We start from the raw sequence: 16,334 nt of genomic DNA, 5'->3' as shown, positions 1-16,334 counted from the left end.
TTTTATAAAAATATGGTGTTTAAAGAAAAAATAAATTCATTGCTATTGGAAGCATTATCAGAAAGACCTTCGCTTTTTTTGATAGACGTAGTAATCACAGATGCTTTTAAAGTAATTGTGACGATTGATGGTGATGATGGGGTAGTTTTACAAGATTGTATTGATGTGAGTAGAGCGGTTGAGAGTAATCTAGATCGTGAAGATCAAGATTTTTCTTTGGAAGTAGCTTCTTTTGGAGTTGGTAGTCCGCTGAAATTCGTTAGACAATACAAAAAAAATGTAGGTAGAACCTTGATTGTGAAAACAGCAACAGAAAATATAGAAGCGGAATTGGTAGAAGCTAATGATGATTTTGTAATTTTGTCATGGGAAGCAAGAGAACCTAAGAAATTGGGAAAAGGAAAGGAGACAGTTCAAAAAAGACTGGAGCTATCATACGGAGATATAAAAGAAGCAATTGTTACAGTAACATTTTAATTAAAGAATTCGCATGGAAAATTTAGCATTAATCGATTCATTTTCAGAGTTTAAAGATGATAAACTTATTGATCGTGTAACGCTTATGGCAATTTTAGAAGATGTATTTAGAAATGCATTGAAGAAAAAATACGGTTCAGATGATAATTTTGATATTATTATAAATCCTGATAAAGGAGATATGGAAATATGGAGAAGAAGAGTTATCGTTGCTGACGAAGATCTAGATTTTGAAAACGAAGAAATTACGCTTACTGAAGCAAGAAAAATTGAAGCCGATTTTGAAATTGGTGAAGAGGTTTCTGAAGAAGTAAAATTGATTGATTTAGGGAGAAGAGCTATCTTGGCTTTGCGTCAAAACTTGATTTCTAAAATTCATGAACATGACAATACAAACCTTTATAAGCAATTTAAAGATTTAATTGGCGATATTTACACCGCAGAAGTACATCATGTTCGCCCAAGAGTTGTAATTTTGGTCGATGATGAAGGAAATGAAATTGTTTTACCAAAAGAAAAACAAATTCCTTCTGACTTTTTCCGTAAAGGAGATAATGTTCGTGGAATTATTGAAAGCGTTGAATTAAAAGGAAATAAACCTCAAATTATTATGTCTCGAACTTCTGAGAAGTTCTTAGAGAAATTATTTGAACAAGAAATTCCAGAAGTTTTTGACGGTTTGATTATGGTTAAAAATGTGGTAAGGATCCCAGGTGAAAAAGCAAAAGTAGCTGTAGAGACTTATGACGATAGAATTGATCCAGTTGGTGCTTGTGTAGGTATGAAAGGATCTCGTATTCACGGAATTGTTCGCGAATTAGGAAACGAAAATATAGATGTTATTAATTTCACTAGTAACATACAATTGTATATTACAAGAGCATTAAGCCCTGCAAAGGTTTCTTCAATTAAAATTAATGAAGAAACTAAAAGAGCTGAAGTGTTTTTGAAGTTAGAAGAAGTATCTAAGGCTATTGGTCGTGGAGGGCATAACATTAGATTAGCAGGTCAGTTGACAGGTTATGAATTAGATGTTATACGTGAAGGTGATGTGGCTGGAGCTACTGCAGATGAGGATGATGTTGAGTTGACAGAATTCTCAGATGAAATAGAAGCGTGGGTAATCGAAGAATTTGCCAAAATTGGTTTGGATACAGCAAAAAGTATCTTAGCTCAAGAAGTAAATGATTTGGTTAGAAGAACAGACCTAGAAGAGGAAACAATTCTAGATGTAATGAAAATATTGAAAGAAGAATTTGAGAGTTAGGCTCCAAATACTTCTAGCAACACAACGAAAAAGGTAATATTAAAAAGGTTTTATGTCTGAAGAGAGAATTATTAGAATAAACAAAGTTTTAAGAGAATTGAATATTTCTTTAGAAAGAGCTGTGGATTATCTGAAAGATAAAGGGATTAGCATTGAGTCTAACCCTAACACAAAAATTTCTGATAATGAATACAAGGTCTTGTGCGGTCAATTTGCTGGTGACAAAGGAAAAAAAGAAGCTTCAAAAGAAGTAGGGGAAGAAAGAAGGAAAGAAAAAGAGGCTTTACGTGTCGAAAGGGAGAATGAAATTGAAGACAAACGTAAGCAGGATGAAGAAGAACGCTTGAAACAACAAGAAGTAATCAAAGCGAGAGCAGTGGTTACGGGACCTGTTCAGGTAGGGAAAATTGATCTTAATCCTAAGAAAAGTGCTCCTACAAAAGCAGTTGTTGAACCTGTCAAAGCGGTTGTTAAACCTGTTGAAGTAGCCAAAGAAAAAGTGGTTGCAGAAAAGGTTGAACCAAAAGAAGTTGTAGCAGAAAAACCTGTTTCAGACAAAAAAGAACCAAAACCCGCAGTTGTTGAGCCAGTAGCTCCCAAAAAAGAAACTCCAAAAGTAGAAGTGAAAGCAGCAACGCCAGTTGTTGAAGAGGCTCCTGTTGAAGAAGCTATTGCTACTCAATATCAAAAGTTATCTGGTGCTAAGCTAACAGGTCAGACTATTGACTTGTCTCAGTTTAACAAACCTAAAAAGAAAAAAGAAGAGCCAAAAATCACACCTAATAAACCAGGTGCTGCAGGTGCGGCGAATAAAAATAAACGTAAAAGAATTGCTCCTAAACCGGGCACGCCAAGACCTCCTGGAGTTCCTGGTGCACCAAATCCTAATAAGATTACGCCAAATACAGGTGGTGGTGGTTATAATGCGAACAGAAGTTCTAGACCTGGTTTTGTTAAAGGAAACAGACCTGCTATTGTTGCGAAAGTAGAGCCTACTGAAGAAGAAGTTAAAAATCAAATTCGTGAAACTTTAGAGAAACTACAAGGTAAAAAAGGTGGTAAATCTAAAGCAGCGAAATACAGAAGAGACAAGCGTGATACGCACCGTCAAAAATCTGATGATGAGCAAAGAGCAATTGACGAAGGAAGTAAAACAATTAAGGTTACTGAGTTTGTTACTGTAGGTGAAATTGCAATCATGATGGATGTGCCAATTACTAAAGTTATTGGGACTTGTATGTCACTTGGAATCATGGTTACCATGAACCAACGTTTGGATGCAGAAACATTAACTATTGTTGCTGATGAATTTGGTTATGAAGTTGAATTCATAACAGTTGACATCGAAGAAGCGATTACAGTTGTTGAAGATAAAGAAGAAGATTTAGTATTTAGAGCGCCGATTGTTACTGTAATGGGTCACGTAGATCATGGTAAGACCTCTTTATTAGATTATATACGTAAAGAAAATGTAATTGCAGGTGAATCGGGAGGTATTACACAGCATATTGGTGCTTATGGTGTAACTCTTGATAGCGGTCAAAAAATTGCATTCTTGGATACACCAGGTCACGAAGCATTTACTGCGATGCGTGCACGTGGAGCTCAAGTTACCGATATTGCTATTATCGTTATTGCTGCGGATGATGATATCATGCCACAAACAAAAGAGGCAATCTCTCATGCTCAAGCTGCAGGTGTACCAATAATTTTTGCGATAAACAAAATTGATAAGCCCAATTCAAATGTTGAGAAAATCAAGGAACGTTTGGCAAGTATGAATTTACTAGTAGAAGACTGGGGTGGAAAAATCCAATCTCATGATATCTCTGCGAAAATCGGTACTGGTGTTCCAGAATTATTAGAAAAAGTATTACTTGAAGCTGAGATTTTAGATTTAAAATCAAATCCAAATAAAGCTGCTCAAGGAACGGTTGTAGAGGCATTCTTGGATAAAGGTAAAGGTTATGTGTCTACAATCTTAGTACAACACGGTACTTTGAAAATTGGAGATTATATGTTGGCTGGTAAACACCACGGTAAAATCAAGGCCATGCATGATGAAAGAGGGAATTCAGTGTTAGTCGCTGGTCCTTCAACTCCTGTATCTGTATTAGGTTTAGATGGTGCTGCAACTGCAGGTGATAAGTTTAATATTTTTGAAGATGAAAAAGAAGCAAAACAAATTGCTGCTAAACGTTCTCAATTAATGCGTGAACAATCTGTACGTACACAACGTCATATTACACTTGATGAAATTGGTCGTCGTATCGCATTAGGTCAATTTAAAGAATTGAACGTGATCCTTAAAGGGGATGTTGATGGTTCTGTTGAGGCACTTTCTGATTCGTTCTCTAAATTGTCTACTGAAGAAATTCAAATTAATATCATTCATAAAGGTGTTGGAGCTATTACTGAAACTGACGTTATGTTGGCTTCTGCTTCTGATGCGATTATTATTGGATTTAATGTTCGTCCTGCTGGAAATGCTAGACAATTGGCTGATAAAGAAGAAATCGATATCCGTTATTATTCTATTATTTACGCAGCTATCGATGACTTGAAAGATGCAATGGAAGGAATGTTAGCTCCAGAAATGAAAGAAGAAGTTCTTGGTACTGCTGAAATTAGAGAGTTATTTAAAATCTCTAAAGTGGGTACTATTGCAGGATGTATGGTTATGGATGGTAAAATTCAGAAAAATGCTAGAATCAGAATTATACGTGAAGGTGTTGTGGTTCATGAAGGTGAATTAATCGCATTGAAACGTTTCAAAGATGATGTGAGAGAAGTAGCAAAAGGATACGATTGTGGTATCCAAGTAAAAGGTTACAACGATGTTGAAGAAAGAGATGTAATCGAATGTTATCATGAAGTAGCAATCAAGAAAAAACTAAAATAGAATTATTTTATAAATATAAAAATCCCGAGCAATCGGGATTTTTTGTGTTTACTACTTTTTGTTCTTTATTTGAGATTTAGTTAATTTTGGATTTTGTCGTATGATAGTATTTATTTATCGTTTAAGGACATCAATCAATTAATAATTTAAATATGATGTACTTAAAAAGCTAGTAATATACAACAGAGTAGTTATTTCTATGATTTGTTCATCATCAAAGACGGATACTCGTCCACGAAAAATGAAAGTAGACAAACTAGGAGAATTGGTCAAATAATAATCCATTAATATCAACATGTTGTGAAAATGGATAAGGATTGAATATTTAATAAATTGAGACTAATGATCCTTTGAATAGTTTTTTTTCTAAAGTGGATATCAATAAATATTATTTTTTTCAACTGAAGGAGTAGAAAAAGCTCCTAAACTAGTTAGAGAAATTTAAGATGAGCAAAAAATAAAATAAATTTTCTTTTCGTTTTTTATTTATTGTAAGTATTATTTGGTGTTTTTCAAGATAAAAGATAAAATTAAAAATCCCGATTAATCGGGATTTTTTAATTTTATATACTTGTAATTAAGTAGTTGCTGTTTTGTTTGGAGTGACTGTCAATTCATTTCCATTTACATTTATAATAAGACCTTTGTTTCCATCTACTGTAAACATAGATTGTGTAGCGGTGACTTTTACCGTTACAATTTGATGTCTAAAATTAATTTTAAACGAATATCCTTCCCATTGTTTAGGGATTTTTGGTGTAAAGTGTAATATGTTATTTTTAATCCTCATTCCTCCGAATCCTTCAACGATACTCATCCAGGTTCCTGCCATGGAAGTTATGTGGCAACCTTCTTCCACTTCTTTGTTATAATCGTCAAGGTCAAGTCGAGAAGTACGCAAGTAAAACTCATATGCCATGTCCATTTTGTCTAGTTTTGCGGCTTGTATAGAGTGTACACATGGAGATAGTGAGCTCTCATGAACGGTAAAAGACTCATAGAAGTCAAAATTACGTTCTAATTCTTCGCGAGTAAAGTGATCTTCAAAAAAGTAAAAACCTTGCAGTACATCAGCTTGCTTAATGTATGGAGAACGTAATACACGGTCCCAAGACCATTTTTGATTAATAGGTCGTTGTTTTTTGTCTAAATCTTTAACTCTTATCAAATCCTTATCCAAAAACCCATCTTGCTGTAGGTAAATACCTAGTGTATTCGATTTTGGAAAGTACATATTTTCGGCTACCTTGTTCCATTCTTTAATTTCGGTATCGCCTAGTATGACTTTTTCTATGATCCGCTTATGGTCTGTTGGGTATTCGATAGCTACTTTTTTCAATTGTGCTGTCGTATAGTCGATACACCATTTGGCAATGTAATTTGTATAAAAGTTGTTGTTAATGTTATTTTCGTATTCATTAGGACCAGTAACGCCTAAAATTACATACTGATTTTTTTCCATTGAAAAATTGGCTCTTTGGTGCCAAAAACGAGCTATTCCAATTAAAACTTCCAATCCTTTTTCAGGAATATAGGAGTAATCGTTAGTGAAGCGATAATAGTTGAAAATGGCAAAAGCTATTGCTCCATTGCGATGAATTTCTTCATGGGTAATTTCCCATTCATTATGGCACTCTTCACCGTTCATAGTAACCATTGGGTAAAGTGCTGCACCATTTTTAAAACCTAAATTGTGTTCTGCATTTTCAATTGCTTTGTCCAATTGATTGTAGCGGTAGATCAATAAATTACGAGCTACTTCTTGGTCCTTGGTTGCCATATAAAATGGTATACAATAAGCTTCAGTATCCCAATACGTAGATCCTCCATATTTTTCTCCTGTAAATCCTTTTGGACCAATGTTTAGTCGGCTATCTTTTCCTAAATAAGTCTGGTTTAATTGAAAAATATTGAATCGAATACCTTGTTGCGCTTTGATGTCTCCGTCAATTGTGATGTCTGACATTTCCCAAATTTTAGCCCAAGCTTGTTTTTGGTCTTCTAGTAATTGATCATAGCCAATAGTTAAAGCTTTTTTTATTGCACTTTCAGCAGCTTCTTGTGTATTCTTATGATTTAGTGAAACAGTATAACCACCTAACTTTTGTATTGAAGATTTTGTATTTTTCGAAACAAATACTGAATAACTAAATTGTGTTTTATCTACTAAATTATTAATACTATTAGGTGATAAATTTAAATTTTTCTCATTTTCAAAAATACTATTCTGCATGAATGTAGTAACCTTAAAATGAGTTTTAAAAGTTTGAGCAGTTACAAACCCTTCATTTTGGTTATTTATCACGCCCAAAGGTTCCCAGAATTTTTCTTCCCAGTTAGTATCTTCGTTGGTTACCCCTGCATCAATATAAGGTTTGTAGGTTATTGTGGCGTCTTTATTTAGCGGTGTTATTTCAAAATTGATAGCGCCAATTTCATCTTCATTAATAGAAAGGAAGCGTTTTGATGATACCGAAATTTGAGTTCCATTTTGTAATGTTGCAATGAATGAACGATTGTACCATCCTTCTTTCATGTTTAATTCTCTACGGTAATTCACTACATTAAGACAATTGTTTAGGTCAAGAGCTTCTCCATTGATTTCGATGTCGATTCCAATCCAGTTAGGTGCATTTAATACCTTTGCAAAATATTTTGGATATCCATTTTTCCACCATCCAACTTTGGTTTTGTCGGGGTAGTAGATTCCAGCTATGTAGCTTCCTTGAAAAGTTTTGCCACTATATTTTTCTTCAAAATTAGCACGTTGTCCCATGGCACCGTTACCTATACTGAATAAACTTTCGGATGATTTTATTCTTTCGGGATCAAAGCCCTCTTCTATAATGGACCAGTTGTCTGGTTGGATATAATCTTGGTTCATTTCTCTTTTAATTTAGAATTAATGGGATATTATTGTTTTAAACTCTTTTTTGTATAAGAATATCTATAAAATGAGTGCCTATATGGGTGAAATCTTCAAAAATATATTTAGCTTCGTGTAATGTTTTTTCATCTCCAATTCCAATACTGACCATTTTGCTGATATTTGCAGCTTGAATCCCTGCAATAGAGTCTTCAAATACGATGGAGTTTTCTGGTGAGATGTTTAGTTTTTTTGCTGCAATTAAAAATACTTCGGGATCGGGTTTTGCATTGGTAACATCGTTTCCGTCTACAATAGCATCGAAATAGGATAATATGCCTGTTTTTTCAAGTATAGGTCTAGCATTTTTGCTTGCGGAGCCAAGTGCTATTGGTTGCCCTATTTGCTTTATATATTTTAAAATAGCTAAGACACCAGGTAAAATTTCGCTTTCATTCATATCTACTAGGCATAAAAGGTAGTCCTCATTTTTTTGAATTAGCCATTTATTTTTATCTTCTTGTGAAGCTTCTACTTTACCAAGTTCTAGGATGATGTCTAGTGATCGAATACGGCTTACACCTTTAAGTAATTCGTTATGTTCGTGCGTAAAATTAATACCCAGTCGGTCTGCTATTTTTTTCCAGGCCAAAAAATGGTATTTGGCAGTATCTACAATTACTCCATCTAAGTCGAAAATAAATGCTTTTTTAGTTGTCATGATTAAGTGTGATTAACATAATTCTTATTTAGTAGTTATTGTAAATATAATTTTTTTTTTACAAAGTGACCTTTATACTTAATGATTAAATTGATAATTAATGCAATGATCGATAATTTTTGAGAAAATTTAATGTTATTTTTTTTTCAACTTTATATTTTTGATTTTTTTTAATCTAAAACTAATAATCTAAGTATTTAATTTCGATTTAAATCAAAAAAAAACCCAATTCTTTCGAATTGGGTTTTAATATAAATTGAGTAAATCAATTATGCTTCAACTTCGAATGGAAGTATTGATACATAAGATTTGTTATCTCTTTTCTTTTGGAACTTTACAATTCCAGGTACTCTTGCGTGTAATGTATGATCTTTAGAGATATATACATTTTCACCTGGGTTGTGTTTTGAACCTCTTTGTCTTACGATGATGTTCCCTGCAATAGCAGCTTGTCCACCAAAAATCTTAACACCTAAACGTTTTGATTCTGATTCTCTACCATTCTTGGAACTACCGACACCTTTCTTGTGAGCCATGACGTATTAGTTTTAATATTGTTATTATTCTTGAGTATCTTCTTTTTTAGCTTTTGGAGCTTTTTTTACTTTTGGAGCTGGTGCTTCTTCAGTACTTGCTTCAACCGCTGCTTTCTTAGTTGCTTTTTTAGCACCTGAAGCAGTAATACCTTCAATTACAATTTGAGTAAGATATTGTCTGTGACCGTTTCTCTTTTTGTATCCTTTTCTTCTTTTCTTTTTGAAAATGATAACTTTATCTCCTTTTAAGTGTTGTAACACTTTAGCTTCTACTGAAGCACCTTCTATAGCTGGGGCGCCTAAAGTTATATTACCATTGTCATCTAATAAAAGAACTTTGTCAAAAGAAATTTTTGAACCTTCTTCACTAGCTAAACGGTTAACATAAACCTTTAAGTCTTTGCTTACTTTGAACTGTTGCCCTGCTATCTCTACGATTGCATACATACCGATTGATTTATAAATTTTTAAGGTTGCAAATATACAATTATTATTTTACTGTGCAATTACTTAAATGAAAAAACAATCTCTTTTATTCAATCTCTTAGTTTTGTTAGGGTTTCAATGGTGCCGTAACTTTCTTTTAAAGTAAAATATTGTTAATAAGGATTCATTAATAACGAAAATAAAGTATTTTTGGTCTAATTATTTAGGTAATCAAATTACAATTTTTATTAATCCTTATGAAAAAATATATAATGATAGCAAGTACTGCTCTTATGTTAGGCGGGGTAGCTTCGGCTCAAAAAATAGCTTTCGAAGAATACAACCTCGACAATGGATTGCATGTAATCTTGCATCAGGATAAATCGGCTCCTGTTGTGGTAACCTCTGTAATGTACCACGTAGGTTCTAAAGATGAAAATCCTAATAAAACTGGTTTTGCACATTTTTTTGAACATTTATTGTTTGAAGGTACCAAGAATATTAAAAGGGGAGAGTGGATGAAACTTGTAGCAGCCAATGGTGGTGTGAATAATGCCAATACATCTGAAGATCGAACTTATTATTATGAAGTCTTTCCTTCTAATAGTTTGGAGCTTGGTCTTTGGATGGAGTCAGAAAGGCTATTTCATCCAGTTATTAATCAAATTGGTGTTGATACTCAAAAGGGTGTAATTAAAGAAGAGAAAAGATCACGCTCAGACAATCAGCCTTATGGTGCGGTAATAGATGTTGTTAAAGAGAATATGTTTGCAAAACATTCTTATCGTTGGCCTGTGATTGGCTCTATGGAACATTTAAACTCGGCTAAATTGGAAGATTTTAAAATGTTTAATCAAAAATTCTATGTTCCAAATAATGCTGTTTTAGTTGTAGCAGGTGATTTGGATATTGCAACAACTAAAGAGTGGATTCAGAAATATTTTGGATACATTAAAAAAGGAGCGACTTTTGAAAGACCAATTGTTGATGAAGTACCTATTACTCAAACAATAAAAGCTAATTATCAGGATCCAAATATTCAAATTCCGATGTTGGTGGCTTCATATAGAACACCGTCTATGAAGACTAGAGACGCTCGAGTGTTGGATTATATTTCAGGTTACTTGAGTGATGGTAAAAGTTCGAAGTTGTATAAGAAAATGGTAGATGATACTAAAGTAGCCTTGCAAGTAGGAGCTTTTAATTACAGTCAGGAAGATTATGGTATGTATATTATTTATAGTTTGCCTATGGCTGGATTCTCTGCAGATGATTTGCTTAAGGAAATTGATGAAGAAATTGTGAAGGTTCAAACTGATTTGATTTCGGAAAAAGATTTTCAGAAATTACAGAATCAATTCGAAAATCAATATGTTAATAATAACTCGAGCGTAGAAGGCGTGGCTGAAAATTTAGCGAAGTATTACATGCTCTACGATGACATCAATTTGATTAATACCGAAATTGATATTTATCATTCGATTACAAGGGAGGAGATTCGTGAAGTGGCAAGGAAATATTTGAATCCAAACCAGCGCTTGCTCTTAGATTACGTTCCAACTACCGAGGCTAAGAATTAATTTCATTATAAAGTCGTCAATAGTACGTGTGTTGTTGTAAGTGTTTATAACTAAATGCAGTACCGTAAATGATTTATTAAAAATATATTTCAGATATATGAAAAGACACAGTATATTATTCATCCTATTATTGTTCACAGCTACTATGCAATCACAAGATTATAAACAACCGAAACAAGGCAAGCCGCCTGTTGTAAATGTCAAAAAACCACAAGCCTTTACTATGTCAAATGGATTAAAGGTTATGGTGGTCGAAGATCATAAGCTTCCTAGAGTTACATTTAATTTAACAATAGATAATCCTCCTTTTGCTGAGAAAGATAAAAAAGGTGTTGATGATCTGACCAGTAGTCTTATGGGGAATGGAAGTGTTAAGATCTCGAAAGATGATTTTAATGAAGAATTAGACTTTTTAGGTGCTAATGTGAGTTTTAGTTCTCACGGAGCCTACGCTAATTCATTATCAAAATATTCTGGTCGTGTTTTAGAATTACTTTCTTTTGGAACCTTGTTTCCTAATTTTACACAAGTAGAATTGGATAAGGAAAAAGCAAAAATGCTTGAGAGTCTTAAATCGCAAGAAAAAAGCGCACCAGCAATTGCTAATAGAGTAGTAGATGTTTTGACTTTTGGAAAAAATCACCCGTCTGGGGAATATCTTACGCAAGAAACAATTGAGAATGTGAATGTAGAAGATATTCAAAAGTATTATGATGCTCATTTTATACCCGAAAACGCATACTTGGTTGTAATTGGTGATGTTAAATTTAACGATGTCAAAAAAAGTATTGAAGCTCTTTTTGGAAAATGGAAAAAGAGAAGTACCCCAGAAGAGCTTTATCCAGATCCTGTAAGTGTACCTGCGCTAGAAATTAATTTTGTAGATGTACCAAATGCTTCACAATCCGAAATTTCTTTGGTGAATACTGTGCACTTAAAGATGAATGCGCCAGATTTTTTTCCGGCTGTAATCGCCACGCATATTTTGGGGGGAGGTTATAATAGTAATTTAAATATGAATCTTAGAGAAGCACACGGTTGGACATATGGCGCTAATTCGTCTATTGGAATAGGGAAGTATATTGATAAGTTGAAGTCTTCTTCTTCTGTTCGTATCAACGCTACTGATAGTGCAGTCGTTGAGTTTGTAAAAGAAATCAAAAAATTGCGAACTGAAAAAGTATCTGATCAAGTGTTAAATGATGTCAAAGCGGGGTTTATTGGTCGATTTGTGATGAATTTTGAAAAACCACAATCGATTGCTCGATATGCTTTGAATACTGAAATCGATGAGTTACCAAAAGATTTTTATGAAAATTATATAAAGTCTATTACAGCAGTAACGCCAGATGATGTTTTGAAGGCAGCAAATAAGTATTTTTTAATTGATAATACTCGAATTATTATTGCAGCAAAAGGAGAAGAAGTGATACCAGGATTAGAAAAACTGGCTATTCCTATTACCTATTTTGATAAGTTTGGAAATCCTGTAGAAAAACCAAAACACAAATAATTTTTTTAACAAGACTAGTATTATAAGCTTAAATGCGGATAAGAGATTCCTACATTAATATAGTAGTTTCTTGTTGTATTGGTGGAGACTAATGTAAAACCATTCTAGAACGTATTCATTGTTTATAGCAAATGAATTTGTTCTGGAATGGTTTTTATTTTTTAATCCTGTCTTCTAGCAGATAAATAAACTCCAATCAGAATGACAAAAGCACCGAAAAATTGTATGGGAGTAAGGGTTTCGTTGTCTAATATTCCCCAAAAGAAGGCAATCAATGGTATAAGATAAGTTACAGAAGATGCAAATACTGGAGAAGCAATTTGTATAAGTTTAAAGAATAGAATGTTAGCGATTCCGGTACCTAATACACCTAATATAAGGATGTAAAAAATGGATGTCTGTACTTTTTCTATTTGCATGGTTTCAGTAAAACCAGTAAAATAGAGAATAAGGACTGCGGGTACAAATAGTATGGCAAAGTTACCAGTAGTAATGCTTAAGGGACTTATGTCTGATAAATAATGTTTGATGAGATTTACATTTATAGCGTAACAAATCGATGCAATAATGATAAGGAGTGCGTAATAATAGTTTTGTTCTGGGTGGTTCATGGCGCCGTTGAGTACGAGAAGTAAACTGCCTGCTAACCCTATAAATACACCCCAAAGTTGGCGTTTTTGAAAGCCAACCTTGAAGGCAATCGCGCCAATAATTAACGTATTTAATGGGGTAAGTGAATTTAAAATGGCAGTGATTCCGCTATCGAGTTCTGTTTGTGAAATCGCAAAAAGGAAAGCAGGCAAGAAAGTGCCACAGACTGCGGTAAGAGCTAGGTACTTCCATTTGTTGCGAGGGATTTTGAATACAGCTTTAAATCCTATAATTAGTAGAAATAGTGAAGCAAATATAATTCGTAAAGATCCCACCTGAAGAGCAGTTAAGCCAATAAGACCGCGTTTGATGAGTATAAAAGAACTACCCCATATAAGCGCTAAAACTGTTAGATAGCCCCATTTTATTTGCTTTGATTCCATTGTATTTTTTAATTTAACCCAAAATTGTAATTATTTTATGAATTATCGATGCTAATTTGAGTAATTTTGTAATTATTTTTTAAACAATTATATCATATGAAAATTATAAAATCAATTGCTTTATTGGTTATTGCAGGAGTTGTTTTTACAAGCTGTAAAAAAGATACTGAAGTTGCAGAGAAAATAATCCCTCAAAATGCACACGCTGAAGCTCCAATGATAAAGAAAGAAATAGCTGCTGAAAATTTGCAAACTGCAACTTTTAAAATAGACGGTATGGTTTGTGCCATGGGTTGTGCGAAAGCGATTCAAGATGATCTTACAAAGTTGGATGGTGTTCAAGCAGCAGAAGTTGATTTTGATAAAAAAATTGCCTCTGTATCTTTTGATAAAACCATTCAAAATAAAGAATCTCTAATAAAAACTGTACAGGCAGAAGGAGATGGAGTTACATATAAAGTGTCCAATTTTAAATAGTTTCTTTTAGACTTTTAAACACAAAAAAAACCATTAAGAAATTATTTCTTAATGGTTTTTTTTGTGTTTAAAAAAAATCACTTCCATTTTAATGTTTCCATAAGTCTTTGCATATCATTTTTGATATAGCTGGCTGCAGGCATAATTGAGTCAAAATTTGGTTTTGCATAAAAATATACCGATCCCGTGATGAAATGTTTTATGCTATCAGTAGCATAAAACTGAGAGTTGGTCGCGGCATTTCCGTTTACTTGATAAAACATCCCATAAACTTTTTGGTCAGGATTTAAATAAGGTTGCTCTAGTATATCATCTGCTTTTATTACATGTTCGTAAGTTAGTTTTTGTGCGTCACGCAGCAGATTATTGATGTTGCCAGTTACGGGTTTATAGGTAAGGTAAATGGTTGCTTTCATTTTTGGGTAGGTAATGCTAAAGCCACAATCTTTATCTGCTGTAATAACTGCTTTTTCATTGATGTCAAACGAATAAGGGCAATTATTTGCAAAAGCGGCATATTTAGCTTCGGGATAATCTAGTCTCAAATAGCTAGATGGTTTAGGTAAAATATTGTCCTTACAGCTTACAAATAAGGTGAGTGCAAAGAACGGAATTAGAAAAGCAATCTTTTTTTGTAGCATAATATTTTTTAATACCTATTGATTCTCCTGGTTTCACTATGAAACGCTAATTTGATCGATTTTAGTCTAAAGTGTATGATGTAATAGCTGTTTTTTTTTTTTTTTAAACGGCTAGTCTATTGTAGTTTTTATTTGTTTGATTCGTTTGTTGTCAACGGTTTCTACTTTGAATAAGCAGTTTTCAAAAATTATTTTTTGCCCTTTTTTTGGGAAATTTCCAACAATTTCGAGTAAAAATCCAGCTAAGGTTTCTGCTTCTCCTTTTTTTGATTCAAACAAGTCTTCGTTAACTTCAACTATTCGATAAAAGTCTTTTAAATTAATTTTACCTTCAAAAATATAGTTTTTATCATCAAGCTGAGAATAATTAACATCTTCATCGTCAAATTCATCACTGATATCGCCAACTATTTCCTCAATAACATCTTCAAGGGAAACCAAGCCTGATGTTCCACCATATTCATCTACTACTACTGCTAAGTGGTTTTTCATGTTTTGGAAATCTTTGAGTAAATTGTCTAGTTTTTTGTTTTCAGGGACGAAAAAAGGTTCTCTGATAAGTGAGGCCCAGTTGAATTCTTTTTTATTTATATAAGGTAATAGATCTTTAACAAATAATATACCTTCGATCTGGTCAATGTTATCGCGGTATACGGGAATTCTAGAGTACCCTTTTTCGATAATTTTCGGGCATATCTCATCAAAGGTTTCTGATATTTCAAGTGCGAATACATCAATACGTGGACTCATGACTTGTTTGGTGTCTGTGTTTCCAAAAGAAACAATTCCTTCTAGTATTTTTTGTTCTTCTGATGAAGTGTCATCGGAGGAGGTTAGTTCTAATGCTTGTGAAAGCTGATCTACGGTAAAGCTAGTTTTTTGTTTCCCTAATTTATTGTGTAAAAAAACGGTTGCGCTACGCATAGGGAGACTTATTGGAGAAAGTATTTTTTCTAAAATAATAATGGGTAATGCTACAAATTTGGCAAACTTTATATTGTTTCTACTTGCGTACACTTTTGGGAGTACTTCTCCAAATAAAAGTAGTAAGAAGGTAACGACAATCACTTCAAGCATGAATTTGATTACAGGCGAGTGTATGTTTGAAAATAAATCCCCTCCAATAAATGAGAAAAGGATAACGATACCAATATTTATGAAATTATTAGCTACTAAAAGAGTAGCTAATAATTTTTTTGGACGTGTTAACAGGTCAGCTAGGATTTTTCCTTTGGACTGGTCATCTTGTAATGAGTCGTCGATGTCTTTTTGTGAAAGCGAAAATAAGGCAACTTCTGCTCCAGAAACTACTGCCGAACAAAATAGTAGTGCAAGTAATGCAATGGAACCTAATAATAGATCTGTGTCTATTGTATATGCGAAATTTAAACTGGGCTCTGGGTCCAAATTACAAAGAATTAGTTAGACAATTAAAACGGCAAATCATTTATAGGTAAGTCGTTATTATTTTGAGCGTCAAAGTTAGTGTTTTTTGCGGATTCAGTTGGAGAATTTTGTTTGTTGTTTTCACTCTCTTTTTTAGTGTTCAAAAAAGTGAATTCTGTGACCTGAATCTCTGTGGTATGCTTGGTTGAGCCGTCTTCAGTTTGCCACTGACGCGATTTAATTCTGCCTTCAATATAGATTTTATCTCCTTTGGTTAAATATTTTTCGCAAATTTCGGCAGCTTTGTTTCGAACTACTAAATTATGCCACTCTGTCGAAGTGATCTTTTCATTGGTGGTTTTGTTGATATATACCTCATTGGTAGCCAGCGAAAATCTTCCAATACAATTTCCTCCGTCAAAATAGTGCATCTTAATATCTTCTCCAAGAAAACCAATAAGCATCACTTTGTTTAATGTCCCGTTCATTATCTTTTACTGTATTAAAC

The 16,334-nt window shown here is 33.4% G+C and carries 14 protein-coding genes; 6 read left to right on the top strand and 8 right to left on the bottom strand.

The features are described 5' to 3' along the window. Positions 1-12: 12 nt before the first annotated feature. From rimP to infB, 3 genes are read left to right on the top strand one after another with little or no spacing between them, the layout of a single operon-like run. A complete protein-coding gene (gene rimP, locus M2326_RS00930; protein WP_264617695.1) occupies positions 13-477 on the top strand; it encodes a ribosome assembly cofactor RimP in 465 nt (154 codons plus the stop codon). A 13-nt stretch (positions 478-490) separates the two neighbouring features. Continuing rightward, on the top strand, positions 491-1,744 hold the full coding sequence (nusA, locus tag M2326_RS00925; protein ID WP_108739346.1) for a transcription termination factor NusA: 1,254 nt from the start codon (positions 491-493) through the stop codon (positions 1,742-1,744). A gap of 52 nt (positions 1,745-1,796) precedes the next feature. After that, positions 1,797-4,646 (top strand): translation initiation factor IF-2, encoded by a 2,850-nt coding sequence (infB, locus tag M2326_RS00920; protein WP_264617681.1) that lies wholly within the window; start codon positions 1,797-1,799, stop codon positions 4,644-4,646. A 577-nt stretch (positions 4,647-5,223) separates the two neighbouring features. On the opposite strand, the gene M2326_RS00915 is transcribed toward infB, so the two are convergent. From M2326_RS00915 to rplU, 4 genes are all read right to left on the bottom strand, one after another. After that, positions 5,224-7,530: a glycoside hydrolase family 65 protein gene (locus tag M2326_RS00915; protein ID WP_264617680.1), complete on the bottom strand. Its 2,307-nt coding sequence runs from the start codon at positions 7,528-7,530 to the stop codon at positions 5,224-5,226. Positions 7,531-7,567: 37 nt separating this feature from the next. Next, positions 7,568-8,233: a beta-phosphoglucomutase gene (gene pgmB, locus M2326_RS00910; protein ID WP_264617679.1), complete on the bottom strand. Its 666-nt coding sequence runs from the start codon at positions 8,231-8,233 to the stop codon at positions 7,568-7,570. Between the two features lie 269 nt (positions 8,234-8,502). Next, positions 8,503-8,769 carry a 50S ribosomal protein L27 gene (gene rpmA / locus M2326_RS00905; RefSeq protein ID WP_007137428.1) on the bottom strand — a complete coding sequence of 89 codons (267 nt, stop codon included), beginning with the start codon at positions 8,767-8,769 and terminating at the stop codon, positions 8,503-8,505. 24 nt (positions 8,770-8,793) lie between these two features. Beyond that, complete coding sequence (rplU, locus tag M2326_RS00900) at positions 8,794-9,216, bottom strand: 50S ribosomal protein L21 (RefSeq protein ID WP_264617678.1); 423 nt, start codon at positions 9,214-9,216, stop codon at positions 8,794-8,796. Between the two features lie 236 nt (positions 9,217-9,452). Here rplU and M2326_RS00895 point away from each other — a divergent pair, with 236 nt between their 5' ends. Together M2326_RS00895 and M2326_RS00890 are read left to right on the top strand one after the other, a co-directional pair. Further along, the gene (locus tag M2326_RS00895; protein WP_264617677.1) at positions 9,453-10,775 is read left to right on the top strand and encodes a M16 family metallopeptidase; all 1,323 of its coding nucleotides are present in this window, start codon (positions 9,453-9,455) and stop codon (positions 10,773-10,775) included. A 97-nt stretch (positions 10,776-10,872) separates the two neighbouring features. Next, entirely contained in the window at positions 10,873-12,288 is a 1,416-nt protein-coding gene (locus M2326_RS00890; protein WP_264617676.1) for a M16 family metallopeptidase, read from the top strand. 161 nt (positions 12,289-12,449) lie between these two features. Here the strand turns inward: M2326_RS00890 and M2326_RS00885 are convergent, their stop codons facing one another. Then, positions 12,450-13,322 carry a DMT family transporter gene (locus tag M2326_RS00885; RefSeq protein ID WP_264617675.1) on the bottom strand — a complete coding sequence of 291 codons (873 nt, stop codon included), beginning with the start codon at positions 13,320-13,322 and terminating at the stop codon, positions 12,450-12,452. A 96-nt stretch (positions 13,323-13,418) separates the two neighbouring features. On the opposite strand from M2326_RS00885, the gene M2326_RS00880 reads away from it, so the two are divergent. Then, on the top strand, positions 13,419-13,799 hold the full coding sequence (locus M2326_RS00880) for a heavy-metal-associated domain-containing protein (protein WP_264617674.1): 381 nt from the start codon (positions 13,419-13,421) through the stop codon (positions 13,797-13,799). A 77-nt stretch (positions 13,800-13,876) separates the two neighbouring features. Here M2326_RS00880 and gldD read toward each other — a convergent pair whose 3' ends face one another. The 3 genes from gldD to M2326_RS00865 form a co-directional block, all read right to left on the bottom strand. Beyond that, positions 13,877-14,440, bottom strand: a complete 564-nt coding sequence (gene gldD / locus M2326_RS00875) for a gliding motility lipoprotein GldD (protein WP_264617673.1) — start codon at positions 14,438-14,440, stop codon at positions 13,877-13,879. A gap of 111 nt (positions 14,441-14,551) precedes the next feature. Then, positions 14,552-15,847 carry a gliding motility-associated protein GldE gene (locus M2326_RS00870; protein WP_264617672.1) on the bottom strand — a complete coding sequence of 432 codons (1,296 nt, stop codon included), beginning with the start codon at positions 15,845-15,847 and terminating at the stop codon, positions 14,552-14,554. 23 nt (positions 15,848-15,870) lie between these two features. Then, positions 15,871-16,314: a single-stranded DNA-binding protein gene (locus M2326_RS00865; RefSeq protein WP_264617671.1), complete on the bottom strand. Its 444-nt coding sequence runs from the start codon at positions 16,312-16,314 to the stop codon at positions 15,871-15,873. Between the last annotated feature and the right edge of the window lie 20 nt (positions 16,315-16,334).

Origin of the sequence: Flavobacterium psychraerolatum (assembly GCF_025960985.1) — a bacterium.
Lineage (GTDB): Bacteria > Bacteroidota > Bacteroidia > Flavobacteriales > Flavobacteriaceae > Flavobacterium.
Note: the sequence above shows the minus strand (reverse complement) of the source record. Positions and strands in the feature narration are given on the sequence as shown.